The following is a 26,931-nucleotide window of genomic DNA, read 5'->3' as shown; positions in this document are numbered from 1 at the left end:
TGCCCCGGCGGCGCGCCGGGGCGCATCCGGCAAGACCCCGTCAATCCACCGGCGCCCACGGAGGCCCCGGCAAAACGCGCGCAGCTTAGCGGCCGCCTAATCAGCGCTGAATCAAACGCTCATGTCGGCGCTTTCCGCCTTCCACTACACATCGACCCCGACACAGCGGTAAGGGCCGGTCGCCGGGCCGGTGCTCCGGAAACGGGAAGGAAAGCGGCATGGCAGTGGAAAAAGTGGATACGCTCGTCATCGGTGCCGGTCAGGCGGGCGTGGCGATGAGCGAACATCTCGGCAGGCGCGGCATTGCCCATCTCGTGCTCGAAAAGGCCCGCATCGCCGAAAGCTGGCGCACCGCCCGCTGGGACAGCCTCGTCGCCAACGGCCCGGCCTGGCACGATCGTTTCCCCGGCCTGACCTTCGCCGGCCTCCACGACGACGCCTTCGCCCCGAAGGAGCAGGTGGCGGACTACTTCGTGACCTATGCGGAACAGATCAAGGCGCCGATCCGCTGCGGCGTCGAAGTGCGGTCCGTGCGCAAGGAGGGCGACACCTTCCGCGTCGAAACCTCCGACGGCGTGATCGAGGCGCGGAACGTGGTCTCCGCCACCGGCGCCTTCCAGCGCCCGGTCATGCCCGCCCTCGTGCCGGCGCAAGCGGGCCTCACGCAGATCCATTCCAACGCCTACCGCAATCCCGGCCGGCTGCCCGAGGGCGCGGTGCTGGTGATCGGCGCCGGCTCCTCCGGCACGCAGATCGCCGAAGAACTGCTGCGGTCCGGCCGGCGCGTCTACCTTTCCATCGGCCCGCACGACCGGCCGCCGCGGCGCTATCGCGGCAAGGACTTCTGCTGGTGGCTCGGCGTGCTCGGCATCTGGGACCTCAAGGTGCCCGCGCCGAACACCGAACACGTCACCATCGCCGTCAGCGGCGCCTATGGCGGCAACACCGTCGATTTCCGCCGCCTCGGCAATCGCGGCATGACGCTGCTCGGCCGGGCGGAGCGGTTTGCGGGCGGCGTGCTGCATGTCGCCGCCGATCTTGAGGAGAACATTGCGCGGGGCGATGCCAATCACCTCTCCCTGCTCGATCGCGCCGACGCCTATGTGGCCGAAAACCATCTCGACCTGCCGGAGGAGCCCGAGGCGCGCCGCAAGGAGCCGGATCCGGCCTGCCTGACCGATCCGATCCTTACGCTGGACCTCAAGGAAGCCGGCATAAGCACCATCATCTGGGCGACGGGCTATGCGGTCGACTACGGCTGGCTGAAGCTCGACGCGCTCGACGAGAAGGGCCGCCCCATCCACGACCGCGGCGTCTCCAAAGTGCCCGGTCTCTTCTTCGTCGGCCTGCCCTGGCTCTCGCGCCGTGCCTCCTCCTTCATCTGGGGCTGCTGGCACGATGCGGACTACCTTGCCGGCTACATCGCCGAGCATCGCAGCGCAGAGAGAACCGCCGCCGCCGCCGCGGCCTCCTGAAAGGCACCGGCACCGGCCGCCCGCAAGGAGGAAGCGAGCATGCCATGAACCGACATCCCGCCCCCGAGGACGACCCTGCCGTCCACAGCCCCGAGGCGCGCACCCTTTCCGCGCGTGCGAATCTGTTCCTTAATTGGCGCCTCAACAGGGGAACAGACATGGTGTTGCGCTTCACGCTCCGGCAACTGGAATATCTCGTCGCGGTCGGGGAATTCGGCTCGGTCACGGAGGCGGCCGAACGGGTGAACGTATCGGCCCCGTCCGTCTCGGCCGCGATCTCGCAGCTCGAGAAGGAATTCGGCATCAATCTCTTCGTGCGCCGCCACGCCCATGGCCTGTCGCTGACGCAGGCCGGCCACAGCTTCGTCGCGCAGGCACGGCAGATCCTCTCGGAAGCCGCCAAGCTCAACGCCCTTTCCAACGAGCTGACCGGCCAGGTGCGCGGGCCGCTGCATGTCGCCTGTCTCGTCACCTTCGCGCAGGCCGTCATCCCCTCGCTGCGCCGCGCCTTTTCCGATGTCTATCCCGACGTCGATTTCTTCCAGTACGAGCGCGACCAGGCGCGCATCCTCGAAGGCCTGCGCATGGCGCGCTTCGACATCGCGCTCAGCTACGACCTCGACATTCCCGCCGACGTGACCTTCCACGAGCTTGCCGTGCTGCCGCCCTACGCGGTGCTGCACGAGGACCATCCGCTGGCCGGCCGTCGCGGCGTGACGGTGGAGGAGCTCGCCCCCCATCCGATGATCCTGCTCGACCTGCCGCACAGCTCGGCCTATTTCCTCTCGCTCTTCCGCGAGGCCGGCGTGACGCCCCATATCGCCGAGCGCACGCGCGACATGTCCGTCATGCGCGCCATGGTCGCCAACCGCTTCGGCTATTCCATCGCCAATATCAGGCCGGTTTCCACCTATGCGCTGGATGGCGGCCGGCTCACCTTCGTGCCGCTGACCGGGAACCTGCGCCCCATGCGCATGGGCATCCTCTCGATGGCCGGCGCGACCCCGGCGCTCACCGTCCGGCGCTTCATCGATTTCTGCGGCGAGACGATCCGCGGCATGGGCATGGACCTGCCGGTTTGCGCCGACGACCCTCAGCAAGAGAAAGGCAGTTCATGACGACGACCACCGATTGGCGCGAACGCGCGGCACGCCTGAAATTCCGCAACGGCCTCTATATCGACGGCGGCTTTCGCGACGCGGCGAAGGGCGGCCGGTTCGAGACCGTGAACCCGGCCAATGCCGAAGTCCTGACCGCCGTTTCCCGCGGCACCGCCGAGGATATCGACATCGCCGTGGCATCCGCCCGCCGCGCCTTCGACGACGGCCGCTGGTCGGGCAGGTCGCCGGCCGAGCGCAAGGAGGTGCTGCTGCGCCTGGCCGCCCTCATCCGCGACAACATTCCGGAACTGGCCCTTCTCGAGACGCTCGACGTCGGCAAGCCGATCGGCGACAGCTCGACCATCGACGCCCCCGGTTCGGCCCATTTCTTCCAATGGCACGCCGAGGCCATCGACAAGCTCTATGACGAGATCGCCCCCACCGGCCGCGGCGATCTCGCCCTGATCCGCCGCGTGCCGCTCGGCGTCATCGGCGCCGTGGTGCCGTGGAACTTCCCGCTCGACATGGCGACGTGGAAGCTCGCGCCGGCGCTCGCCACGGGCAATTGCGTGGTGCTGAAACCGGCCGAACAATCGCCGCTCTCCGCCCTGATGCTGGCCGAACTCGCCTCCGAGGCCGGCCTGCCGGACGGCGTGCTCAACGTCGTGCCCGGCTATGGCGAGGATGCCGGCCGGGCGCTCGGCCTGCATGCGGATGTCGATGCGCTGGTCTTCACCGGCTCGACCAAGGTCGGCAAGCTCTTCATGACCTATGCCGGGCAAAGCAACATGAAGCAGGTCTGGCTGGAGACCGGCGGCAAGTCGCCGAACCTCGTCTTCGCCGACGCCGATCTCGACAAGGCGGCCGAGATGGCGGCCTTCGGCATCCTGTTCAATTCCGGCGAGGTGTGCTCGGCCAATTCGCGCCTGCTGGTGCACCGCTCCGTGCAGGAGGAATTCACGCAGAAGGTGATCGCCGCCACCGCCGCCTGGCCGCTCGGCGACCCGCTCGACCCGGCGACCCGCATGGGCCCGCTCGTCGAAAAGGCCCATGCCGACCGCGTCGCCTCCTATATCGAGATCGGCCGCAAGGAGGCCCGCCTCGCCCATGGCGGCCAGCGCGAGACGCGCGACGGCTCGGATTGCTATATCCGGCCGACGATCTTCAACGAGGTCGCGCCGGATGCCCGCATCGCGCGGGAGGAGATCTTCGGCCCCGTGCTCGCCATCACGCCCTTCGACAGCGACGAGGAGGCGCTGCGCATGGCCAACGACAGCGAATACGGCCTGGCCGCCTCCGTCTGGACGAAGGACCTTTCGCGCGCGCTCTGCGTTTCCGATCGCCTCCATGCCGGGACGGTTTCGGTCAACACGGTCGACGCGCTCTCGGCCATGACGCCCTTCGGCGGCATGAAGCAGTCCGGCTTCGGCCGCGACCTTTCCCTTCACAGCTTCGACAAATACTGCGCGCTCAAGACCGTGTGGGTGAAATACTAGGCACCGATCCACCGGGCCTTCGCCGCGCCCGGATCTCAGCCATCAAGGGCGCCGGTTCTCCACCGCGGGATCCGGCGCCCATCCTTTTCATAATTGACTGAAATCAAAAGATATTTTTCAAGCCGCTGAATAATCTCGCCCCGATCGGGAAAACCGGGCCGCCACACGGCCGGTCTCGATTAGCCTGAACCTAATCCATGCTTCCGGAACGCATCATTTACCCGAAGCCCTTCCGCCAATCCTATAGCCGCACAAACCCCGAGGATTGCCATGTGTGACGCCAAATACGACATCCTGTTCGAGCCCCTCGCGATCGGCCCGCATGTCGCGAAAAACCGGTTCTATCAGGTGCCGCACTGCAACGGCGGCGGCTATCGCGATCCGTCCGCGGCCGCGGCCATGCGCGGCATCAAGTCCGAGGGCGGCTGGGGCGTCATCTTCACCGAGCAGACCGAGATGCACCACACCTCGGAGATCACGCCCTTCATCGAGCTGCGCCTGTGGGAAGACAAGGACATTCCGGGCCTGCGCCGCATGTCCGACGCGATGAAGGTGCATGGCGCCCTCGCCGGCATCCAGCTCGCCTATTCCGGCATCAACGGCCCGAACTTCTATACGAAGGAAGTGCCGCTCGCCCCCTCCGCGCTGCCGATCCGCACCTTCACCAACGACCCGGTGCAGGCCCGCGCGCTCGACCGCACCGATATCAGGAATCTGCGCCGCTGGTTCGTCAACGCGGCCAAGCGCTCGAAGATCGCCGGCTTCGACCTCATCTGTCTTTACGGCGCGCACGGCTTCGGCATCTTCCAGCACTTCCTGTCGCGCGCCACCAACCAGCGCACCGACGACTATGGCGGGAGCCTGGAAAACCGCTCGCGCTTCGCCCGCGAGGTGGTGGCCGATATCCGCGAGGCCGTCGGCGACACGACCGCGATCACCATGCGCGTCAGCCTCGACGAGACCATCGGCGAGCTCGGCTTCTCCAATGCCGAGGTGCGCGAATTCGTCGAGATGAACGCCGACCTGCCGGATCTCTGGGACCTCGCGCATGGCGCCTGGGAGGACTGTTCCGGCCCCTCCCGCTTCAAGGAGGAGGGGGCGCAGGAAATCCTGGTGAAGGGCATCCGGGAACTCTCGACGAAACCCGTCGTCGGCGTCGGCCGCTTCACCTCGCCGGACGTGATGGCGCGCATGATCCGCCAGGGCGTGCTCGACTTCATCGGCTGCGCCCGTCCCTCCATCGCCGATCCCTTCCTGCCGAAGAAGATCGAGGAGGGTCGCATCGAGGACATCCGCGAATGCATCGGCTGCAACATGTGCATCACCGGCGACATGACCATGTCGATCAGCCGCTGCACGCAGAACCCGACCTTCATGGAGGAATGGCGCAAGGGCTGGCATCCCGAGCGCATGAACGCGAAGGGCGAGAGCCAGACCGTGCTCGTCGTCGGCGCCGGCCCGGCTGGGCTGGAGGCGACAAGGGCGCTCGCGCTGCGCGGCTATGACGTGACGCTGGCCGAGGCCACCACCACGCTCGGCGGCCGTGTTGCCCGCGAACGGCTGCTGCCCGGCCTTTCCGCCTGGGGCCGCGTCGTCGATTACCGCCAGTACCAGATTTCCCAGCGCACCAATGTCGAGACCTATTTCGACAGCCGCCTGACCGCCGAGGACGTGCTGGGCTTCGGCTTCGAGCATGTCGCCATCGCCACCGGCTCGCACTGGCGCCGCGACGGCGTCGCCCGCCAGCATGTCGTGCCCATGCCGATCGACCCGGGGATGACGCTCTGGACGCCCGACGACATCATGGCGAAGATCCATCCCGAAAACCTCGCGGGCAAGACCGTCGTCGTCTATGACGACGACCACTACTACATGGGCGGCGTCATGGCCGAGGTGATGGCGAAGGCCGGCGCGACGGTCATCCTCGTCACGCCCTCGGCCTATGTCTCCGACTGGACGCGCAACACGCTGGAACAGGGCGCGATCCATGTGCGCCTCGACGATCTCGGCGTCGATATCCGCCTCAACCGCGGCGTCACCGCCATCCGCGCCGGCGAGGTCGAAACGAACTGCACCTATACCGGCCGCCGCAAGGCCATCGGCTGCGACGCCGTCGTCATGGTCGCCTCGCGCCTTTCCGAGGACGCGCTCTACAACGACCTCCTCGCCCGCCAGGCGGACTGGCGGGACGCCGGCATCAGGACGGTCGAGATCATCGGCGATGCGAGCGCCCCCGCGCCGATCGCCTGGGCGACCTATGCCGGCCACCGCTATGCGCGGGAACTGGACACGCCCGACATCGGCGATGCCCTGCCCTTCCGCCGCGAAGTCACCCAGCTCGAACCGGCGTGAGGAACACGGCATGACCCAGCCCCATTCCACTGGAGCCCAAAAGGCCATCGAAGTGAAATCGGTCTCCAAGAGCTTCGGGGCCTACCAGGCGCTGAAATCGGTCAGCTTCGACATCGGCAGCAACGAGTTCTTCACGATGCTCGGCCCGTCCGGCTGCGGCAAGACCACGCTCCTGCGCATGCTGGCCGGTTTCGAAAGCCCGGATTCGGGCTCGATCCTCCTCAACGGCAAGGAGGTCGTCGCCATCCCGCCGCACAGGAGGCGGGTCAACACCGTGTTCCAGAGCTACGCGCTCTTCCCGCACATGACGCTGGAGCAGAACGTCGCCTACGGCCTCGAAAACCTCGGCTGGGAGCAGGCGCGCATCAAAAACCGCGTCGGCGAGATGCTGGAGCGCGTGCATATGGGCCCGATGGCCAGGCGCAGGCCCGCCCAGCTTTCCGGCGGCCAGCGCCAGCGCATCGCGCTCGCCCGCGCGCTTGCGCCCGAGCCGGAGGTGCTGCTGCTCGACGAGCCGCTTTCGGCGCTCGACCTGAAGCTGCGCCAGGCGATGCGCGACGAGTTGCGCACGCTCCAGCGCGACACCGGCATCACCTTCGTCTTCGTCACGCACGATCAGGAAGAAGCGCTCGACATGTCCGACCGCATCGCGGTTCTCGGCGGCGGCGAGGTGCAGCAGATCGGCACGCCGACGGAAATCTACGAGGAGCCGGTAAACCGCTTCGTCGCCGATTTCGTCGGCGAGACGAATTTCCTGGAAGTCGAGGTGCTGGAGACCGCTGGCGGAGAGGCGACCATCCGCACGCCCTTCGGCCTGTCGATCACCGTGCCGGCCACCGGCCCCACCGCCCGGGGCCGCGCAACGCTCTCCGTGCGCCCGGAAAAGATCAATCTCGGCAACCAGGCCCAGGGGCTCATCTTCGAAGGCCGCATCGTCAACAAGAACTATATGGGCGGCTACACCCATTACACGCTCGACGTTTCGGGAACGGAGCTGCGCGCCTCGCGCCGCAACGCCTCGCGCGAGGGCGACACGATCCCGCTCGGCGCGACGGTTCCGGTCGGCTTCGTGGCGGGTTCGGCGCGGGTGCTGGCGGCATGACGGACAGCGCCCTCCACGCCCCCGCCGAAACGGAGCACGCGCCCCGCGCCCGTTTCTGGCACGACCTCTCCTTCTGGGGGCTGTTGCCGTCGCGGCTGCTGATGGGCTTTGCGCTGATCCTGCCGATCTTCATCATCGCCGCCGTCTCGCTCGCCACGCGCGGCGCCCATGGCGGCTTTGCCTGGGACCTCAACCTTGCCGGCTACCGCCAGATCCTCTTCAACGAGGGCTGGACGGGCGAGCTGGAATTCACCCCGCAATACCTCCTGATCATCGGGCGCACCTTCCTGCTCGCCGGCGCGACGACGGTGATCTGCCTCCTCTTCGCCGTGCCGGTCGCCTATTTCATCTCGCGCCAGCCGCCCGGCCGCAAGGCGGCGCTCGTCTACCTCGTGACGCTGCCGTTCTGGGTCTCGATGATCCTGCGCGTCTATGCCTGGATGATCATCCTCGGCAAGGACGGCACCCTGCCGCGCCTCTTAGAGACCCTTGGATTTCCCGCCGGCATGAGCTTCATGTTCAACGACGGCGCGACGCTGACGGCGATGGTCTATACCGCCATGCCGCTGATGGTCCTGCCGGTCTTCGCCTCCATCGAGAAGCTGGACGGCACGCTGATCGAGGCCTCGCACGACCTCTACGGCGACCGCTGGGTGACGCTGCGCCGGGTGATCCTGCCGTTGACCGCCCCCGGCCTTACGGCCGGTGCCATCCTCGTCTTCGTGCCCTCACTCGGCGCGGTGCTGGAACCGACGCTGATGGGCGGCGGCAAGCAGATGATGATGGGCTCGCTGATCCAGCTGCAGTTCGGCGGCGGCCGCAACTGGCCTTTCGGCGCGGCGATCGCGATGACGCTGATGGCTCTCGTCATGATCTTCCTGATCGTCACGTCGCTGCGCGCTGCCCGTAGGGAGGTGGCGCCATGAGCATCAGCCACGACGTCAAGCGCTATCCGGGCCTCAGGCCCCTCACCGCCGTCTTCTTCCTCTATCTCTATGCCCCGCTCGCGGTCATCGTCGTCTATTCCTTCAACGCCAACCGCGTGGCCGGCGTCTGGACGGGCTTTTCGCTCAAATGGTACGGCTCGGCGCTCGACAATGCCGCGCTGGTGAACGCGCTGAAGACCTCGCTGACGGTGGCCGCCATCGCGACCGCCGTCTCCACCCTCATCGCGCTTTCCGCCGCGCTCGCCATCATCCGCGGCAAGAACCTGCGCTTCCGCAAGCTTTCCGAGACCATCGTCAACCTGCCGCTGCTCCTGCCGGAAATCGTGCTTGCCGTCGCCACGCTCATCCTCTTCTCGCTGCTCGACATCCAGAACGGCATGCTGCGGCTCGTCGTCGCCCACGCCGCCTTCTGCACGCCCTTCGCCTTCCTGCCGATCCGCGCCCGCCTGCAGGGCATGTCGCTCGATCTGGAAGAGGCGAGCGCCGACCTCTATGCCGATCGCTGGACGACCTTCCGCCGGGTGACGCTGCCTTTGATCTTTCCGGGCGTCTTCTCCGGCGCGATGCTCGCCTTCCTCATCTCGATGGACGACTTCATCACCTCGAACCTGCTTGCCACCGGCGGCTCGACGACGCTGCCCGTCTACATCTTCTCGCTGATCCGCGCCGGCACTTCGCCGGAATTGAACGCCATCGCGACGCTGTTGATCCTTGCCTCGCTCGTCCTTGCCACCGTCGCGCTGCTGGTCGCGGCGCGCGGCGCCCGTGAAGACGCCGAACCATGACAGGCCAAACCATAACCAAAGAGAGGAACAGACAATGAAGACATATCTCGCAGCCACGGCCCTTGCCCTCTGCTTCGCCACCGGCGCACAGGCGGCAGGAGAGCTGAACATCTACGCCTGGGCCGAATCCATCTCGCCGGCCCTCATCGAAAAGTTCTCCAGGGAGAACGACGTGAAGGTGAACGTCGACAGCTTCACCTCCAACGAAGACCTCCTGACCAAGCTGCAGGCCGGCTCTTCCGGCTACGACATCGCCACGCCCTCGCAGCACTTCCTGCGCGTGATGATCGACGAGGGCCTCATCGAGAATTTCGAGGCCAGCAAGCTGAAGGCCTTCGAGAACATCGAGGAGAAATGGCGCAACCAGTGGTGGGATGAGGAGCAGGCCTATTCGATCCCGCTCGCCTACGGCACCGCCGGCTTCGTGGTGAATACAGCCGAGTACAAGGGGCCGACCGACAGCTTCAGATATTTCTTCGAGCCGGACGGCGAACTCAAGGGCAAGATCGCCATGCTCTCCTATCCCGACGAGGTGATCGGCGCCGCCCAGCTCTATCTCGGCGTGCCCTTCTGCTCGGAGGACCAGGCCGAGATGAAGAAGGTGCTGGACCTGCTGATGGCCCAGAAACCGTCCGTCGCCGCCTATTCCTCCGACAATATCGCAAGCCGCCTCGCTTCCGGCGAGGTCTCGGCCCATTTCTGGTGGGACGGCGATTCGCTGAAGGCACGCAAGGCCGGCTCGCCCGTCAGCCTCGCCATGACCAAGGAAGGCCTCGTCGGCTGGATGGACAGCCTCGTCATCCCCAAGGGCGCGCCGAACCGCGACAATGCCGTGAAGTTCATCGAATTCCTCTCCACGCAGGAGAATGCCACCGACCAGATGAACTTCTACGCCCATTCCTCGCCGATGAAGGTCATCCAGGAAAAGGTCGTCTACACCAGAGACGAGGCGCCGGAACTCTATCCCGAGGTGCCGATCACCTTCTCGCGCACCTGCTCGGCCACCGCGCAGGATCTCGTGACCCGCGTCTGGACGCAGCTTCTGCAATAGCCCCGCCGCCGCGCCGCGGGCGACCGCGGCGCTTGCCGCCATCATCAAGGAGACATCCATGCCCGTGCACACCCGCATCCGCCCCTTCAACACGAAGGACACCTATCCCGAGCAAAAGCTGAACAACGACCTCTGCCAGGCGGTGGTGGCGCGCGGGGCGACGGTGTTCGTGCGCGGGCAGATCGCGCAGGATCTCGACACGCGCGAGAGCCTGCATATCGGCGATGCCGGCGCGCAGGCCCGCAAGGCCATGGAAAACATCAAGATGCTGCTGGAAGAGGCAGGCTCCGACCTCAGCCATATCTGCCGCGTCGTCGTCTACCTCGTCGACATCCGCTACCGCGAGGCCGTCTATACGGAGATGGGAAAATATCTCCAGGGCGTGTTCCCCGTCTCCACGGGCCTGGTGGTCTCGGCGCTCGCCCGGCCGGAATGGCTGGTCGAGATCGAGGCGACCGCCGTCATTCCCGACGAAGCCTGACGGAGGACGGCATGACCTTTTCCGTCTCCGGCCGCTGCGCCGACACCGGCATGTTCGGCATCGCCGTCTCCTCCTCCTCGCCGAGCGTTGCGGCGCGCTGCGCCCATGTGCGCGCCGGCGTCGGCGCCGTCTCGACGCAGAACGTCACCGATCCCCGCCTCGGCCCGAAGGGGCTCGACCTGATGGCGGGCGGGCTCTCGGCGGAGGCGGCCCTCGAGCGTCTCGTCGCGGAAGCCCCGCACATCGAATACCGCCAGCTCGCCCTCGTCGACGCGGCCGGCCGCACGGCCGCCTATTCGGGCGCAAGGACCCTCGGCACGCATGCGACCGCGCGCGGGAAGGACGTGGTCGCCGCCGGCAACATGCTGACGACGACGGAGATCCCGCGAAAGATGGTCGAGGCCTTCGAGGCCACGGCCGGGCAGCATCTCGGCGACCGGCTGATCGCCGCGATGCGCGCGGCCGTCGCCGCCGGCGGGGAGGAAGGACCGGTCCATTCCATGGGCCTCGTCATGGTCGACAAGGTCTCCTGGAACGTCGCGGACCTGCGCGTCGACTGGACCGACGGTGACCCGATCGAAGACTGCGCCGCGCTGTGGGAGCGCTGGCGCGGCGAGATGGACGCCTATGTCACGCGCGCACTCGACCCTTCGGGGGCCCCCAGCTACGGCGTGCCGGGCGACCTGTGAACCATGATCCCCGCAACCCCTGACATCCTCGCCCGCCTCGTCGCAAAACCGACGATCTCCCGCCGCTCCAATCTTGCGCTGCTCGATCATGTGGAAGGGTTGCTGCGCCCGGCGGGCGCGCGCATCGAGCGCTTCGCCCATCCGGACGGCAGCCGCGCCAACCTCTGGGCGAGCATCGGCCCGGAAGGACCGGGCGGCGTGGTCCTGTCGGGTCATACGGATGTGGTGCCGGTCGAGGGGCAGGCCTGGAGCAGCGATCCCTTCACGCTGACGGAGCGGAACGGGCGTCTTTACGGCCGCGGCACGGCGGACATGAAGGGCTTCGTCGCGGCAAGCCTGCGGGCCGCGCTCCTTGCCGCCGGCCGGCCGCTGAAACGCCCCCTGCATCTCGCCCTTTCCTACGACGAGGAGATCGGCTGCATCGGCGTGCGCGGCATGATCGCGGCGCTGGCGGGACGGGCCGAGCGGCCGGCGCTCTGCATCGTCGGCGAACCGACGCAGATGCGCATCGCCACCGGCCACAAGGGCAAGCAGGCGCTGCGGGCCTGCTGCCACGGACAGGAGGGCCATTCCGCCCTCGCCCCGAACGCCCTCAACGCGCTGCATCTCGGCGCCGCCTTCATAAGCGCGCTCCAGGCGCGGCAGGAGGCCCTTGCGGCAAGCGGCGTCCGCGACCCCGGCTACGACATCCCCTATTCCACCATCCATGCGGGCATGATGCGGGGCGGCACCGCGCTCAACATCGTGCCGAACCGCTGCGAGATCGATTTCGAGATCCGCACCATCGCCGAGGATGACCCGCGCACCATCCTCGACGGCATCGCAGCCGATGCCGAGGCCATCGCCAGCCCCTATCGCGACCGGTTTCCCATGGCCTGCATCGAGATCGAGCCCGTCTCGGACTATCCCGGCCTCGACACCCGCGCGGACGCGCCCGCCGTGCGCCTCCTGAAGAGGATTCTCGATGACGACGGCACGCACAAGGTCGCCTTCGGCACCGAGGGCGGGCTTTTCGAGCAGGGCCTTGGCCTTTCCACCGCGATCTGCGGCCCCGGCTCGATGGAGCAGGGCCACAAGCCGGACGAGTTCGTCAGCCGCGCCCAGCTCGATCGTTGCGATGCGGCGCTGGCTCGCCTGGTGGCCGAACTCGAAACGGCTTTTTAGAGAGTTTCCGCTTTTCTTCGAAGCGCGAAAACGCTCCAACTCTTTGTTTTAACGCAATTCCGGACGCAAACCACTTCGCACTTTTGCTGGAATTGCTCTAGGAACGCAGCCTCAGATAAACCGCCGGCAGCAGACGATCGAGCCGGTCGATCGTATCGATGACGGTCGCGCCGCGCGGGCCGAAAATGCGCTGGGCGTAGGAATCCGCATCGCAGTCCAGCGCCACGCAGAAGGTGTCGATGCCCTCGCGGCCAAGTTCGTGCACCGCCATCCGGGCGTCCTCCACCAGATAGCGCCGGTCGTCAACGTCGATGTCCGAGGGTTCGCCGTCCGTGACGACGAGCAGCAGCCTGCGATAGCTCCGCTGCCGGCGAAGATCGCGGCCGGCGTGGCGGATGACTGCGCCGAGCCTCGTCGAATAGTCGCCGGCAAGCCCCGCGAGGCGGGCCATGGCAAAGCGGTCGAAGGGACGGTCGAAATCCTTGACGCGCACATAGCGCACGTCCTCCCGCCCGTTGGAGCAGAAGGCGGCGATGGCGAAGGGATCGCCGACATCCGTCATCGCGCGGGCGAGCAGCGCCGTCGACAGCCGCTCCATCTCCAGCACGGAGCCTTGCGATCCCCGCACCCTCTCCGTCGTGGAGCGCGAGGCATCGATCAGCACGAGCACCGACATGTCGCGCGAACGCCGCTCGTAGCGGCCGTAGACCCGCGTATCCGGCACCTCGCCCGCCCGCCGCGCGATCATGGCGGCGATGCTCGCGTCCATGTCGAGGAACTCCCCCTCGGTCTGGCCGCGGACCCGCTGCTGGCGGCTGATCCGCGACGCCTTGATCAGCGTCGAAAGCCGCTCGACGATGTCGGAGCGCGCCTCGCCGAGGGCCGACGCCACGCGGGGCGCGCCGATCCCGCCCGGCATCTCGCGCACCCGGCACCATTCGGGCCGGTAGCGGCCGGTGACGTGATCGTATTCCGGATAGCGGGCGACGAGCAGGCCGTCCTCGTCCTGCGCCTCGGCCAGCCGCCCGCTCGCCGTATCGCCGTCCTCGCCCTCCTCGCGGCGGCCGTCGTCGCCGGCCTGCTGCTCGATCCGCGCCCCTTCGAGCATGGCCTCGATCTCGACCGGCGCCTGGCTGTCGTCCGGGCCGAAATCCCAGATGCCCATATTGTCGTCGCGATAGGCCGGCTGGACCACATAGGCCCTGGCGTCGAACTGCAGGCGCATCTGGCCGATATCGTTGCCGAGCAGCCCGCCGACGCGCCGGCTGAGCTGCTGGTCGCCGATATTCTCGCGAACGGCCTCGGCAAACAGCGCCCGCCCCTTTTCCACCCAGCCATGCGGGTCGGCGTAGTCGGGGTCCGCCAGCGCCCGCGAGAGCCGGGCCATCAGGGCGATCGCGATGGGCGGGCCTTCCGGCCGGGCGACGTGGAAGCGCCGCCAGAGGGCGGCAAGACCGGGCATCGTCCGGGCAGCGAGCCTTTCGACGCGCGCGTCCTCGATGAGGGAAACGAGGGCGATCTGCAGGGGTTTCAACCCGGTTGCGGGGAATTTCTCCCGCGTGAAACGGTGGTGGGCGCCGATATGGGCGACGGCGGCGCGATAGAGCAGCTTGGCCTCGCCATCCTCGAAGCCGGCGAAGGCGGCCGGCAGGCGCACGCCGCCGCCGCCGAAACCGGGCCTGCGCCGCATCTGGTCCGGCGCATCCGGGGGCGCCTCGGCGATCGGTGGCGCAAGGCCCCAGAGCGCATTGAGATAAAGGCCAAGGCCGTGGCGCAGACCGGCAAGGCCGCCATCGGCACCGCGTCCCTCGACCAGGCGGATCGCCTCGCCGCTTTCCAGCGCGAAGAAGGCGCGCCGGCGGCCGGCATCCTTGTCCCCGAGATGGAGGCCCATGCGCACGAAGGCGATGAAGTCCGGCAGAGCCAGCGCCTGGGCGAGCCGGCCGGTGTTTTCCAGAAGGGCAAGCACGGCCTCCGGCGCCCGGCGCGCGACATCCTCCACCGCCGCCGCCCAGGAATTCAGCGCCGCCTCGTCGAAATGCCGCGAGGCGGTCCGCGCCGCCTGCGGCACGAGGCTTGCGGCGAGCCGGCCCGAGCGGATCGCGACGTTCGAGATCGTGGCGGCGAGCCGTATGGCAAAGGCCGGGCCAACCTCGGCGGCAAGGGCCGGACCGGCGCGGCGATAGGCATCGGCGACGAGGTCGCCGTAGCCGGCCTGGTCGATGCGACCATGCGCGACATGCCAGCGCTCCCGCCATTCCGGCGGAAATCCATCGGACGCATTCATGGTTGCGGCCTCCTGCATGGCGCGCCTCAGAGGCAGGCGGCGATCGCGCCGGTGAGCGCGTCGCGCAGGTCCGGGTCGTCGGTGATCGGCACGACCATCGCCACCTGGCAGGCCGCCTCGATGGCGATGCCGGCGGCAACGAGCAGGCCGGCATTGATGAGCATGCGCGTGGAGGCCCCTTCTTCGAGGCCCTGCCCCTTGAGATTGCGCGACCGCTCGGCGATGCGCACCAGCACCTCCGCTGTGCGACGGTCGATGCCCGCCTCCCGGGCGACGATCTCCGCCTCGATATCCGGCGACGGATAGCCGAAGGCGATGGCGCCGAAGCGCTGCTTGGTCGATTCCTTCAGGTCCTTGAGCACGCTCTGGTAGCCCGGATTGTAGGAGATGACGACCTGGAAATCCGGGTGCGCCCGCACCACCTCGTTCTTCTTCTCGAGCGGCAGGATGCGCCGGTCGTCGGTCAGAGAATGGATGACGACGGTCGTGTCCTGCCGCGCCTCGACGATCTCGTCGAGATAGCAGATGGCGCCCTCGCGCACGGCGAGCGTCAGCGGCCCGTCGTGCCAGACCGTGCCGTCCGTATCGAGCAGGTAGCGGCCGACGAGGTCGGAGGCGGTCATGTCCTCGTGGCAGGAGACGGTGATCAGGGGCTTGCCGAGCCGCCAGGCCATGTGCTCGACGAAGCGCGTCTTGCCGCAGCCGGTCGGCCCTTTCAGCATGACGGGCATGCGGCTCTTGTGGGCGGCCTCGAACAGCGCGATCTCGCTTTCGACCGGCCGATAGAAGGGTTCGCTGGAAATGCGATAGGCATCCAGGTTCGTCACGATCAGACCTCATGGAGTTGGCGCCGCGATGCTCCCGGCCATCGCGGCGCGGGAAAATTCAGGACGCCAGCAGTTCCTTCAGCTTGTCGTCCAGGAACTTGACGTCGACGGGGTTGGTGCCCGGCCCGCCGGCAAAATGCCCCCAGATCGAGGGGATCGGCACATAGGTCGCGTTCGGCATGTTCGCGACCTCGTTCTCGCTGTCCTCCGGCGGAAAGTAGAGGTCGGTTCTGCCCGGCATGACATAGGTCTTCGCCTTGATCGCGCCGAGCGCGGCCTTGTAGTCGCCGTTGTAGAGTTCGTTTGCCGAGATGTCGCCGTTCTGCCAGGTCCACAGCATGGCGAGCAGGTTGTTCGGATCCTTAGGCAGGAAGAAGCCCTCCCAGAAGGAGACGAGAAAGTCCTCCAGCGAGGCGTAGCCCAGCGTCTTCAGGTCGAGCTCCTCGCGGTAGAAGGATTGCGAGAAGCCCCAGCCGGCATAGACGCGGGCGGCGGCGCGCAGGCCCTTGTGCGGCTTTTCCGTATACCAGCCGTCCTGGAAGGCACCGTCCGCCGTCAGGGCCGCCTTCACGCCTTCGAGGAAGACGAAGTTGTGGCGCGAGCATTTCGCCGAGCCGCAGAAGGGCGCCAAAAGGTCCATCATGTCGGGATACATCGCCCCCCAATGGAAGGTCTGGAGCCCGCCCATGGACCAGCCTGTCACCAGGCGCAGATGCGAAATCCCCAGATGCTCCGTCACCAGCCGGTGCTGGGCGCGCACATTGTCATAGGCCGTCACCTTCGAGAAGCGCGCGGCATTGTAGGGCTCCGGCGTGTTGCTCGGCGAGGAGGACAGGCCGTTGCCGAACATGTTGGGGATGATGATGAAATACCTGTCGGGATCGAGCGCCATGCCCCGGCCGACCAGCCATTCGTTGTCGTAGTGCTGGCCGGAATACCAGGTCGGGTAGAGGATGGCGTTGTCCTTCGCGGCATTGAGGCTGCCGAAGGTCTTGTAGGCGAGTTTGGCATCGCGCAGGATCGCGCCGTTCTGCAGGGCGAAATCGCCGAGTTCGAAGATTTCGTAATCAAGCGTCATGTCTGTTTTCCTTCATTGAAATTGCGCGTTCAGCACGCCGCCGCTTTCAGACGGATGCATCCACGGCGCGCCGCCGGTCCTTCAGCGAGGAGAGCGCGAAATGGGCGATGCCGGCGACGATGCCCGCGCTGATCGCGGTGGAAAGCTGCGGCGCATAGAACTCGACGAGGAAGCCGACCGCCGCGCCGATCGCCCAGGAAATGAAGGGCGTCGAGCGCCATTCCCTGTCCGCCATGCCGCCGCTTTTGAAGATGTAGGCTTCGACGAGGAGGATCATGCCGATGGGCGGGACCACGATGCCGAGCAGCGACAACCACTGGATGAAGAAGGCCCAGACATTGCCCGCGGCGATGACGATGCCGAGGATGCCGAGCACGACGGCGAGCAACCGCATCTTCGAGCCGAGGATGCGCGACCAGCCCGTCGCCGCATTGTAGAGGCAATGCGAGCAGACCGAGCCGAGGTTGATGTAGAGGAACAGGAAGGCGAGCGCGCTGAGCCAGCCGATCTGCAGCGTGTTCATGTAGCCGAACATGTTGTCCGCCCCGAACGGGTTGGCGTCCGGCACGGCAAGGGCCGCCGTCAGGATGCCGCCGACCAGCATGGCGACAAGGTTGGAGACCGGAAAGGCCGAGAAGGTCGCGATGAGGGAATGGGTGCCGGTCCGGGCCCAGCGGTTGAAGTCGGCGGTGACCGTGCCGGCATCGATGAAGAGGGCGATGACGACCGTCAGCCCGACGCCCATCGACATGGTGGCGACGCCGTTGTTGCCGGCATAGTTCCAGATCGCGTCGAAGGTGGTGGTCGAGGCGGAATGCACGACGACGAAGAGGCCGAGCACGAAGAACAGCGGCACCGAGACGAGGCCGATCAGGTGCAGGCCGCGCACGCCGATGAAGGTGATGGCGATGTAGAGCAGGCCCGCCACGATGGTCATCGCCACATAGTTCATCTCGTAGGTGCTGGCGATGAGCGCGCCGGTAATGCCGGTCTGCACGGCGAACCAGCCGAGCAGCAGCGTCGAGAGCAGGCCCGAGGCGAGCGCATAGCCCTTCGTGCCGAAGACCCCGGAGGCGATCAGCGCGAAATTCCGCCCGCTCCGCGTCGCCGAAAGCCCGAGCGCCCCGACATAGGCGAACATGATCAGGTTGCCGATGACCATCGCCGCGAGCGCGCGGGAAAAGCCCATGCCGAGCACGAGGATCGAGCCGGTCATGGAGCCGGTGATGATCGCCGGGAAGCCGGCCCAGACCGTCACCATGGAAAACAGGCTGTGCCGGGCCGAAAGCGGCACCGGCGCATGTTCGTATTCCTCGCCGAGCACATGGTCGGCATCGAGCGGCGACGGATCGCCAGGCCCTTTGGAGTGTGTAGACATGTTCGTTCCCCTCATGTCTTTCTTGTTGAGGAAGGCCATCCGGTTCCCAGGACCGGATGGCCCGGTTGGCATCAGCGATGGGCGGTGGCGTGCGGGATGCCGTCGATCGGGCATTCGTCGGTGCCGACCGTGCCGCGGGTCATGGCCTCGACCATCTCGCGCGTCCCGTCCGGATCGTTCACCCACCTGGCGTAGAAGTTGTACGGGCAGGCCGCCACGCCGCGGTCGCCGTCGCCGGAATTGATCGTGCCGGTGTAGCCGCGGTGCAGGAGCTTGAAGAGATGGTTCTGCGACTGGCCGTTGCGGCGGGCGTCGCGGATGGCCGAGACGGAGAGCTGGGCATATTGGATGCCGTTCTCCTCCGTGCCGCATTCGCCGAGCGTGCGCCCGTCGAAGCCGATGATCGCGGAATGGCCGAAATAGGAATAGACGCCGTCGAAGCCGGCGGCATTGGCGACCGCGACATAGACATTGTTCGCCCAGGCCATCGACTTGGAGATCTGCACCTGCTGCTCCTTGGCCGGATACATGTAGCCCTGGCAGCGGATGATGAGCTCGGCGCCCCGCATCGCGCAGTCGCGCCAGATTTCCGGATAGTTGCCGTCGTCGCAGATGATGAGGCTGATCTTCAGGCCCTTCGGCCCCTCGGAGACATAGGTGCAGTCGCCGGGATACCAGCCCTCGATCGGCACCCAGGGCATGATCTTGCGGTATTTCTGGACGATCTCGCCCTTGTTGTTCATGAGGATGAGCGTGTTGTAGGGCGCCTTGTTCGGGTGCTCCTCGTGGCGCTCGCCCGTCAGCGAGAAGACGCCCCAGACATCGGCCTTGCGGCAGGCCTCGGCGAAGATCGCCGTCTCCTCGCCCGGAATCTGCGAGGCGGTCTCGTACATCTCCTTGGAATCGTACATGATCCCGTGGGTCGAATATTCCGGGAAGACGACCAGATCCATGCCCGGCAGGCCGATCTTCATGCCCTCGATCATGGCGGCGATCTTGCGGGCATTGTCCAGCACTTCGGCCTTGGTGTGCAGCCGCGGCATCTTGTAGTTCACGACAGCAACGCCGACGGTATCTTTGCTGCTGCTGATGTCACCATGGTACATTTCAAGTCTCCTTAGACGACGAGGTGGCTCTGGATGAGCTCATCGCTGAGCGCGCCGATGTCGTCGGACAGGGCCACGCTTCCGCGATTGAGGATCGCGAAGCGGTGCGAGGCCCGCCGCGCGAATTTGATGTTCTGTTCGACGAGGATCACGGCGAGGCCGTGCTTGCGGTTGAGATCGATCAGCACGTCCTCGATCTGCTCGACGATGTTGGGCTGGATGCCCTCCGTCGGCTCGTCGAGCAGCAGGATCTTCGGCTCCGACAGGAGCGCCCGCGCGATGGCGAGCTGCTGCTGCTGGCCGCCCGAGAGATTGCCTCCGCGCCGGCCGAGGAACTCCTTGAGGATCGGGAAGAGATCGAAGATGTGGTCGGGGATCGTGCGGGCGGGCTTTTCCGCCGCGAAGGTGCCGATGAGAAGGTTCTCGCGCACGGTGAAGCTCGGCAGGATGCCCCGCCCCTGCGGCACGTAGCCGAGCCCGGCGCGGGCCCTCATGTGCGTGGGGAGATGATTGATCTCCGCCCCGTCGAGCCGGATCGAGCCGGCGCAGCGCGACATGAGGCCGAGGATGGTGCGCAGCAGCGTCGTCTTGCCGACGCCGTTGCGCCCGAGCACCGTCAGGAATTCTCCCTCCCGCACCGAGAGCGAGACGGACTGGAGCGCGCGGCTGCGGCCGTAGAAGCCGTCGACATCGGAAAGCTCAAGCATGGCCGATGCCTCCCGAACCGAGATAGGCCTCGCGGACCTTCGCATCCTGCGAAACCTCGTCGGCGGTGCCCTGCGCCAGCAGCTTGCCCTGATGCATGACCGAGATCGTCTCGGCGATGTCGCGCACGAAGCCCATGTCGTGCTCGACGACAATCAGCGTGTGCTTGCCGCGCAGCCGGTTGAAGAGCTCGGCGGTCATGTTGGTCTCATGCGCCGTCATGCCGGCCGTCGGCTCGTCCATCAGGATGAGCGCCGGGTCCTGGGCGAGGATGAGGGCGATCTCCAGCCACTGCGTCTGGCCGTGCGAGAGTTGCGCCGCCTGGGTTTCGAGATGATCCTCCAGCCCGACGAGGACGGCGAGGCGTTCCAGCCGCTCGGTATCCACCCCGCCGGTGAAGCGGAACAGGTTGCGCCAGACGCCCGGATCGCGCGAGCAGCCGATCTCCAGGTTTTCCCGGACGGTCAGTTCGCGAAAGACGCTCGGCACCTGGAACTTGCGGCCGATGCCGGTGCGCGCGATCCGGAACTCCCGGAAGGCATGGATCGGCGCGCCCCGGAAGGCGATCTCGCCGGCCGTGATGCGGGACTTGCCGCAGATGAGGTCGAGCGTCGTGGACTTGCCCGCGCCGTTCGGCCCGATCAGGCAGCGCAGTTCGCCCGATGCAACCTCGAAGTCGAGCCGGTCGACCGCGATGAAACCGGAAAAGGCCACGGTCACCTGTTTAAGCGCAAGGAGCTGTTCGCGGGCGGCCGTCATAGCGCACCTCCGAGATGGGGTTGGGATTTGGGGGATTGTTCGGCGGCATGGCGGGCGCCGCCCTCGCGCGCTGCCTTAGGGAAGCGGCGCACGAGGGCTTCGAAGGCGCCCGCCAGCCCCTTCGGCATGAACAGCACGATGAGGACGAAGAGGCCGCCCATGACGAGGGTCCAGGTTTCGAGGAAGGCCTCGGTTTCCGACAGTGCCCCCTGCACGCCGGTGACGAGCACCGCGCCCAGCATGGCGCCGAGAAGGCTCTGCCGGCCGCCGACGGCGACCCAGATCACGATGGAAAGGCTGAGCGGCACGCCGAGGAAGGTCGGCGAGGCGAATTCCATGATGATCGTGTAGAGCATGCCCGCAAGGCCGGCGATGGCGGCCGAAAGCGCGAAGACGAAGGTCTTGTAGAGCGCCACGTCATAGCCGAAGAAGCGCACCCGCTCCTCCTGGTCACGCACCGCCTGGAGGATGAGGCCGGTCTTGCTGCGCGAGACGGCGAGCGCGAGGAACAGCGTGACCGTGAGGCAGATCGCGACGAGATAGTAGGTCGAGGCCGAATAGGCATCGAAGGTCAGGCCGAAAATCTCGAACCGCGCGAGGTCGGTGATGCCGTTGAAGCCGCCGGTATAGCTCTGCTGGTCGATGATGATGAGATTGACCACCACCATGGCGGCAAGCGTGATGATCGCTGCATAGACGCCGGCAATGCGCCCGCCGAACATGAACCAGCCGAGCAGCGCCGCGAAGAGCGCCGGGACCAGGATGCCGGCAAGGAGCGCAACGGGCATGGAATGGAACGGCACCCAGATCCACGGCAGTTCGGTGACGTTGTTCCAGACCATGAAGTCGGGAAGGCCGTCGCTGCCGGTGTGGATCGGCACCGTCTTCAGCTTCAGGAACATGGCCATGCAGTAGGAGCCGAGGCCGAAGGTCGTCGCCTGGCCGAGATTGAGGATGCCGGCATAGCCCCAGGACAGGCTGAGCGCGATCGCCAGCATGCCGAAGATCAGGTAGCGGGCATATTTGTTGAGCAGGAAGGCGTCGTCGACCAGCACGGGCACGATGAGGATCGCCAGACAGACGACGCCGTAGAGGAGGATTTGGCGGGAGACTTTTCCAGACAAGACGGAACCTCTCGTTGACGCAGGCGGTCAGGCGCGCACACGCGGGGCGAACAAGCCCTGCGGCCGGAACCGGATGATGATGACGATGGCGACGAGGACGAGCGCCTTGGCGATCGTGTCGTTGCTGTAATAGGCAAGGAGCCCGGAGGTCTCGCCGAGCACGGCGGAACTCGCGAGCGTGCCGACGAGGCTCTGCACGCCGCCGAGCACGACCACCATGAAGGCATCGACGACATAGGTCGTGCCCATCTCGGGCGAGACGCTCTTCAAGGGCGAGATCAGCGCGCCGGCGAGCCCGGCGATGCCCGCCCCATAGGCAAAGGTCAGCCGGTAGGCTCTGGCGGAATTGATGCCGAAGCTCGACGCGATGGCGCGGTTCTGGGTGATGGCCCGGAGCTTCAGACCGAAGGACGTGTAGCGGTAAATGCACCAGGTCGCGAGGAAGAGGCCGAGCGCCACGGCGAGCACGAAGAGCCGGTAGGCCGAATCGGTCGCGCCGAGGATGTCGACGCTGCCGGACAGCGACGGCGGCATCTGGACGTAGCGCAACTCGCCGCCGGCCGTCAGACGCACGATCTGCTGGGTCATCACGCCAAGACCCCAGGTGGCAAGGATCGTGTCCAGCGGCCGGTCGTAGAGATGGCGGATGACGGCGACCTCGATCAGCCAGCCGAGCGCGGCGATCAGGAGGAAGATCACGGCAAGGCTCGCCAGCAGGCTCCAGCCGAACTGGACCTGCAGCAGCCAGGCGCAATAGGCGCCGAGCATCACGAACTCGCCGTGGGCAAGGTTGATGACGCCGGTCACCCCGTAGATGATCGCAAGCCCGAGGGCCACGAGAAGCAGGATCGACGACAGGCTGAGGCCCGTCAGGATTTGCGAAACGACGAAGTCCATATGCACCTTCTCCGCAGGTTGGGCCGGCGGCCGACCGACAGACGGCCGCCGGCTGCTTGGGGGATCAGACCTCCTTGAGGCCTTCGGCGGTGCACTTCTGGTTGGGATAGGCGCTGTACGGGTTGGGCTCCAGCCAGTCGGCGGACTGTGTCAGGATCTCGAACTGCCCGTCCGCCTTGCATTGCCCGATCTTCGGGCGCAGCCAGCAATGCAGGTTCTCCGGCTCCACCTTCACGAGGCCCTGCGGCGCCTTGTATTCCTCGCTCTTCACCGCCTCGCGGATGGCGAGCGGGCTGATGTCGCTCGCCGCAAGCTTGGCGACCGCCTGCTTGAAGAGGTGGATCTGGAAGTAGGAGGATTCCGACACGAAATGCGTGACCTTGTCGCCGCCCCAGCGGGAGCGATAGGCCTCGACGAAACGCTGGTTCTCCGGGGAATCGAAAACCATGAAATAGGGCGCGGAGGTGAAGTGGCCGGCGGCGGCGTCACCGCCCATCGCCGCGACCTCGTTCTCCGAGGTGGTGAGGCTCGCCATCGGCATGGTCGCCGGGTCGAGGCCGGCCGCACGGTACTGCCGGTGCAGCGCCACGACGGAATCGCCGACCACCGTCGAGAAGATGACGTTCGGCTTTTCCGAGCGGAACTTGTTGATGACGGAGGAGAATTCCGAATGGCCGAGCGGCACGTATTCCTCGGCGATGACCTCCGCGCCGAGCCCTTCGAGCAGCTTCTTGCAGTAGTTGTTCTCTTCCTTCGGATAGATGTAGTTCGAGCCGATCAGGTACCAGCGCTTGCCGAACTTCTCGACGAGCCAGGGGATGAAATCGTCCTGCTGCTGGTTCGGCACGGCGCCGGTATAGATGACGTTCTTGGAGCATTCGCGGCCCTCGTAGAGCGTCGGATACCAGAAGAGGTTCTCCTGCTTCTCGAAGACCGGCAGCACCGCCTTGCGGCTCGCCGAGGTATAGGAGCCGAAGACGGAGACGCAGCGGTCGGAGAGCACCAGCTTGCGGGCCTTCTCGGCGAAGGTCGCCGGGTCCGATGCCGGGTCCTCCACGACCGGCGTGATCTTCAGCCCGTTGATGCCGCCATTGGCGTTGATCTCCTCGATCGCCATCAGCGTCGCCTTGTTCAGCGACTCCTCGATGATCGCCGTCGTGCCGGTCAGCGAGAAGAGCACGCCCACCTTGATCTCGCCGTCCTGTGCGAAGGCCAGCGAGGAATTCTTCGACCAGATATGGGGAAAGCCGACCAGCGACACCGCGCCTGCTGCAGCTCCAACTTTCAGAAATTCGCGCCTGTTCTTGTTCACCCTCTGTCTCCATCAAAAAACAAAGGCCCCGAAGCGCTCCGCCGGTTCCGGCAGATCGTTTCGGGGCCTCTTCGCCTCTGGATTTGTTTGCGGCGTCCTCGCCGCGGGGAATGCGCTTCGTCTGGGCACGGACCGGATGCAACGCTGTTGCGTGCGTTCACCGGCTGTGCGTCAGGCCATGCAGAAAAACAAAAAACCCCACGTTCCGCTTTCGGCGGACCCGCGGGGTTTCGTCACCCTTTATGTGCGCAGCGTCTTTGCCGCGGACAATTTTGAAACGCTAACTGAGAAGTTCGTGCGAGTCAATCACCGCCGCAGCGACGGCGCCGATCGTCACGCGCTTCTCCATCGCCTGCTTGCGCAGGAAGTTGTAGGCCTCCTCTTCGCTCAGGTTTTTCAAGCGGATGAGCAGCGCCTTCGCCCGCTCGACGAGGCGCATGGTGCGCAGGTTCTCGTCGAGCTTGTCGATCCGCCCGCGAAGGCGCCGCTCATATTGGAAATGCTCGCGCGCCATCATCAGCACCGACTGGATCATCCGGGCGGTGGCCGGATAATGCAGCATGCCATGCGCCGCGCAGTTGTGGACGAGCTTGAGGTTGAGCGGCGCCTTGCCGTCATCCACGAGGATGAGCGCCGAGGACGGCTCGCCCGGCACCCAGGGGATGCGCTGGGGAAGATCGTCCGACAGGAGGCAGAAGATCGCATCATATTGCAGGGGGATCTGCGCCGGCTTCGGCCAGATGTGCCGCACGGCGACGCGCTGGCGCTGCAATTCCCGGATCAGGAACTCGCCGTTGTCGTCCCGCTCGACGATGACGGCGACCGTGAACTCGGCCGGCAGGCCGGCCTGCCGCGGGCGCTCCTCCACGGCAACGCGATTTTCCGGTCTTTGCCCACCGATCCAGCGGTCGTGTCCATAGTCCGCCCTCGACATGTCCGGCACCTGCTCCTCCCGCGCGGGATAGCGCGTTCCTGTACGCTGCATTCAACAATTCTCCAGACAACGGCCGTAGCCGATGAGATAGGGATCGGCTTTCACGCTCGCCTGCGACTCGAAGACGATATCGAACTGGCCCTGGCGGTTGGCCCGCCCGATGCGCGTCCAGACATCCGCATGGCCCCAGACGGGATTGATCGACACGCTGCCCTGCGGCGCCTCGAACTCCGCGCCCATGACGAAGGTGCGCAATTGCCTGGTGTCGAGGGAATTGGTCTCTTCGAGCGTGCGCGCGAAGAGGTTGACCTGAAAATACGAGGCTTCGAGGCACATATTGGTCGGCTCGTCGCCGCCGTAGCGTTTCTGGTAGTGGCTGACGAAGCTGTTGTTGCGCGCCGTCTCCACGCCCTGGAAATAGGACGCGGCCGTATAATGCCCCTCCCCGACATCATATCCCATGGCGCGGATCTCCGCCTCGGTCGTGGTGAGGCTGGCGATGGGCACCGTCTTCGGGTTGAGTCCGAGATCGTGATAGGCCTGATAGAGGAAGGTGGTGGATTCGCCGACGACGGTGGAGAAGATCACGTCCGGCTGCGCCTCCTTGATCTCGCGAACGAGCGGCACGAATTCACTGCGGTCCGCCTCGAGACGCAGATATCGCTCGCCCACGACCGTTCCGCCGTTGTTGCGCACCAGTTCCCGCATCACCCGGTTGGATTCACGCGGATAGACATAATCCGACCCGACGAAGAAGAAGCGGTTGCCGAACTGGCTCATCAGCGCCTTGCAAAGCTGCACGGAGTTCTGGTTCGGCGTGGCGCCCGTATAGATCACATTCGGCGAGAACTCGAAGCCCTCGTAGAGCGTCGGATACCACAGAAGGCCGTCCAGCCGTTCCACGACCGGCAGAACCGCCTTGCGGCTCGACGAGGTGTAGCAGCCGAAGATCGTACTCACGCCGTCCTCGACCATCAGGCGCTTGGCATATTGTCCGTAGGACCGGATCTCCGAGCCGGGATCGTAGACGATCGGCTCGATCGGGCGTCCGTTGACACCGCCCCGGTCGTTGATTTCATCGATGGCGATCAGCGTGCCGCGCAGTTGTGTTTCCTCTATGACCGACATGAAGCCGGTCTTGGAGAACAGAACCCCGACACGCCATGGCGCAGAAGTCCGTTGGTTTCGGTTTAGAGCTCCCATTGTCTCGGTTCATCCCTTTACTTGACCCCTCTTTTTATCGGTCACCGCTGGTGAGGTCTGATCGCCTCTTCGCCCCAGCTCGCCGAAGTGCCGCCCGTCCGCGTACCCCGGATGCGCCCGTTTTCTTTCTCCCGCCAGAAAACAAAAAACCTCCCAGCCTCGGAACGATGCGAGGCACGGGAGGCGACATTGCGCTCAGAAGTCCTGCGGCAACATTGCCGCCTCGTCAGCGGACTGACGTGTCGTCACGATAAGATCGACAAAGACGGAATGTCAACATGCGGCCCTTCGAGACCCCGTCCGCGGCCGTCGATGGACCGGCTACGTCTCGGCGGAGGCGGAGAGCACCGAACCGATCAATCCCGGAAACCGCGCCTCCAGATCGTCCCGCCGGAGGCTGAGGCGGCGGCCGCGTCCCAGGGGTTCGTTCCGGATGATGCCGGCCTCGCGCAGCACCTTCATCAGATGCGACTTGGTCGATTTCGGCATCGAGGGGTCGGAAAGATGGCATTGGGCCATTTCGAGCGGACCGCCGGCGAGCTGGCGCACGATGGCCAGGCGTTCGGGATCGCTCAGCGCAAAGAGCACGTCGGTCAGCCGCAGGTCGCTGCGGTCGGGATGCGAAAGTTCTGGGATCTCGGTTGCCATGGTTCGAATTTAGTTGAACCGTCACGAAAAT

The 26,931-nt window shown here is 66.1% G+C and carries 24 protein-coding genes; 11 read left to right on the top strand and 13 right to left on the bottom strand.

The window, feature by feature from the left end; all coding sequences use genetic code 11:
- Positions 1–218 precede the first annotated feature (218 nt).
- The 11 genes from EV665_RS02580 (at position 219) to argE (ending at position 12,642) form a co-directional block, all read left to right on the top strand.
- Positions 219–1,475, top strand: a complete 1,257-nt coding sequence (locus tag EV665_RS02580) for a flavin-containing monooxygenase (RefSeq protein WP_133032965.1) — start codon at positions 219–221, stop codon at positions 1,473–1,475.
- Between the two features lie 158 nt (positions 1,476–1,633).
- On the top strand, positions 1,634–2,593 hold the full coding sequence (locus tag EV665_RS02575; RefSeq protein ID WP_064330394.1) for a LysR family transcriptional regulator: 960 nt from the start codon (positions 1,634–1,636) through the stop codon (positions 2,591–2,593).
- Positions 2,590–4,071 (top strand): aldehyde dehydrogenase, encoded by a 1,482-nt coding sequence (locus EV665_RS02570; RefSeq protein WP_064330395.1) that lies wholly within the window; start codon positions 2,590–2,592, stop codon positions 4,069–4,071. The genes EV665_RS02575 and EV665_RS02570 overlap by 4 nt, the downstream gene beginning before the upstream one ends.
- A 270-nt stretch (positions 4,072–4,341) precedes the next feature.
- Positions 4,342–6,423, top strand: a complete 2,082-nt coding sequence (locus tag EV665_RS02565; RefSeq protein WP_133032964.1) for an oxidoreductase — start codon at positions 4,342–4,344, stop codon at positions 6,421–6,423.
- 10 nt (positions 6,424–6,433) lie between these two features.
- On the top strand, positions 6,434–7,525 hold the full coding sequence (locus EV665_RS02560) for an ABC transporter ATP-binding protein (protein WP_064330397.1): 1,092 nt from the start codon (positions 6,434–6,436) through the stop codon (positions 7,523–7,525).
- The gene (locus EV665_RS02555; protein ID WP_133032962.1) at positions 7,522–8,451 is read left to right on the top strand and encodes an ABC transporter permease; all 930 of its coding nucleotides are present in this window, start codon (positions 7,522–7,524) and stop codon (positions 8,449–8,451) included. The genes EV665_RS02560 and EV665_RS02555 overlap by 4 nt, the downstream gene beginning before the upstream one ends.
- Positions 8,448–9,257, top strand: a complete 810-nt coding sequence (locus tag EV665_RS02550) for an ABC transporter permease (RefSeq protein ID WP_133032961.1) — start codon at positions 8,448–8,450, stop codon at positions 9,255–9,257. Before EV665_RS02555 ends, EV665_RS02550 begins: the two co-directional genes overlap by 4 nt.
- A gap of 34 nt (positions 9,258–9,291) precedes the next feature.
- Positions 9,292–10,308, top strand: coding sequence for an extracellular solute-binding protein (locus EV665_RS02545; RefSeq protein ID WP_133032960.1), 1,017 nt, complete (start codon positions 9,292–9,294; stop codon positions 10,306–10,308).
- A gap of 58 nt (positions 10,309–10,366) precedes the next feature.
- Positions 10,367–10,789, top strand: a complete 423-nt coding sequence (locus tag EV665_RS02540) for a RidA family protein (protein ID WP_064330400.1) — start codon at positions 10,367–10,369, stop codon at positions 10,787–10,789.
- An 11-nt stretch (positions 10,790–10,800) separates the two neighbouring features.
- Entirely contained in the window at positions 10,801–11,478 is a 678-nt protein-coding gene (locus tag EV665_RS02535; RefSeq protein WP_133032959.1) for a DUF1028 domain-containing protein, read from the top strand.
- A 3-nt stretch (positions 11,479–11,481) separates the two neighbouring features.
- Entirely contained in the window at positions 11,482–12,642 is a 1,161-nt protein-coding gene (argE, locus tag EV665_RS02530; RefSeq protein WP_133032958.1) for an acetylornithine deacetylase, read from the top strand.
- A gap of 97 nt (positions 12,643–12,739) precedes the next feature.
- Here argE and EV665_RS02525 read toward each other — a convergent pair whose 3' ends face one another.
- The 13 genes from EV665_RS02525 to EV665_RS02465 all read right to left on the bottom strand — a co-directional run bounded on the left by EV665_RS02525 (position 12,740) and on the right by EV665_RS02465 (position 26,900).
- Positions 12,740–14,929 (bottom strand): VWA domain-containing protein, encoded by a 2,190-nt coding sequence (locus EV665_RS02525; RefSeq protein ID WP_133032957.1) that lies wholly within the window; start codon positions 14,927–14,929, stop codon positions 12,740–12,742.
- A 26-nt stretch (positions 14,930–14,955) separates the two neighbouring features.
- Positions 14,956–15,756, bottom strand: a complete 801-nt coding sequence (locus tag EV665_RS02520) for a CbbQ/NirQ/NorQ/GpvN family protein (RefSeq protein WP_162852946.1) — start codon at positions 15,754–15,756, stop codon at positions 14,956–14,958.
- A gap of 58 nt (positions 15,757–15,814) precedes the next feature.
- Entirely contained in the window at positions 15,815–16,834 is a 1,020-nt protein-coding gene (locus EV665_RS02515; protein WP_133032955.1) for an alpha/beta fold hydrolase, read from the bottom strand.
- Positions 16,835–16,880: 46 nt separating this feature from the next.
- The gene (locus tag EV665_RS02510; protein WP_133032954.1) at positions 16,881–18,212 is read right to left on the bottom strand and encodes a purine-cytosine permease family protein; all 1,332 of its coding nucleotides are present in this window, start codon (positions 18,210–18,212) and stop codon (positions 16,881–16,883) included.
- Positions 18,213–18,283: 71 nt separating this feature from the next.
- Positions 18,284–19,318 carry an aliphatic amidase gene (locus tag EV665_RS02505; RefSeq protein WP_133032953.1) on the bottom strand — a complete coding sequence of 345 codons (1,035 nt, stop codon included), beginning with the start codon at positions 19,316–19,318 and terminating at the stop codon, positions 18,284–18,286.
- An 11-nt stretch (positions 19,319–19,329) separates the two neighbouring features.
- On the bottom strand, positions 19,330–20,025 hold the full coding sequence (gene urtE, locus EV665_RS02500; protein ID WP_064330407.1) for an urea ABC transporter ATP-binding subunit UrtE: 696 nt from the start codon (positions 20,023–20,025) through the stop codon (positions 19,330–19,332).
- The gene (gene urtD / locus EV665_RS02495) at positions 20,018–20,782 is read right to left on the bottom strand and encodes an urea ABC transporter ATP-binding protein UrtD (protein ID WP_064330408.1); all 765 of its coding nucleotides are present in this window, start codon (positions 20,780–20,782) and stop codon (positions 20,018–20,020) included. The genes urtE and urtD overlap by 8 nt, the downstream gene beginning before the upstream one ends.
- A complete protein-coding gene (gene urtC / locus EV665_RS02490; protein WP_133032952.1) occupies positions 20,779–21,906 on the bottom strand; it encodes an urea ABC transporter permease subunit UrtC in 1,128 nt (375 codons plus the stop codon). The genes urtD and urtC overlap by 4 nt, the downstream gene beginning before the upstream one ends.
- 27 nt (positions 21,907–21,933) lie before the next feature.
- Positions 21,934–22,803, bottom strand: coding sequence for an urea ABC transporter permease subunit UrtB (gene urtB / locus EV665_RS02485; protein ID WP_133032951.1), 870 nt, complete (start codon positions 22,801–22,803; stop codon positions 21,934–21,936).
- Between the two features lie 64 nt (positions 22,804–22,867).
- Positions 22,868–24,115 carry a transporter substrate-binding protein gene (locus tag EV665_RS02480; protein ID WP_064330411.1) on the bottom strand — a complete coding sequence of 416 codons (1,248 nt, stop codon included), beginning with the start codon at positions 24,113–24,115 and terminating at the stop codon, positions 22,868–22,870.
- Between the two features lie 280 nt (positions 24,116–24,395).
- On the bottom strand, positions 24,396–25,100 hold the full coding sequence (locus tag EV665_RS02475; RefSeq protein WP_084437922.1) for an ANTAR domain-containing response regulator: 705 nt from the start codon (positions 25,098–25,100) through the stop codon (positions 24,396–24,398).
- Positions 25,101–26,252, bottom strand: coding sequence for a transporter substrate-binding domain-containing protein (locus tag EV665_RS02470; protein WP_064330412.1), 1,152 nt, complete (start codon positions 26,250–26,252; stop codon positions 25,101–25,103).
- Between the two features lie 321 nt (positions 26,253–26,573).
- Positions 26,574–26,900 (bottom strand): ArsR/SmtB family transcription factor, encoded by a 327-nt coding sequence (locus EV665_RS02465; protein ID WP_133032950.1) that lies wholly within the window; start codon positions 26,898–26,900, stop codon positions 26,574–26,576.
- Positions 26,901–26,931 lie beyond the last annotated feature (31 nt).

It is taken from the genome of Shinella granuli (assembly GCF_004341885.1).
Classification (GTDB): domain Bacteria; phylum Pseudomonadota; class Alphaproteobacteria; order Rhizobiales; family Rhizobiaceae; genus Shinella; species Shinella granuli.
The sequence above is the reverse complement of the archived record's forward strand: the minus strand, read 5'-3'. Positions and strand labels throughout refer to the sequence as shown.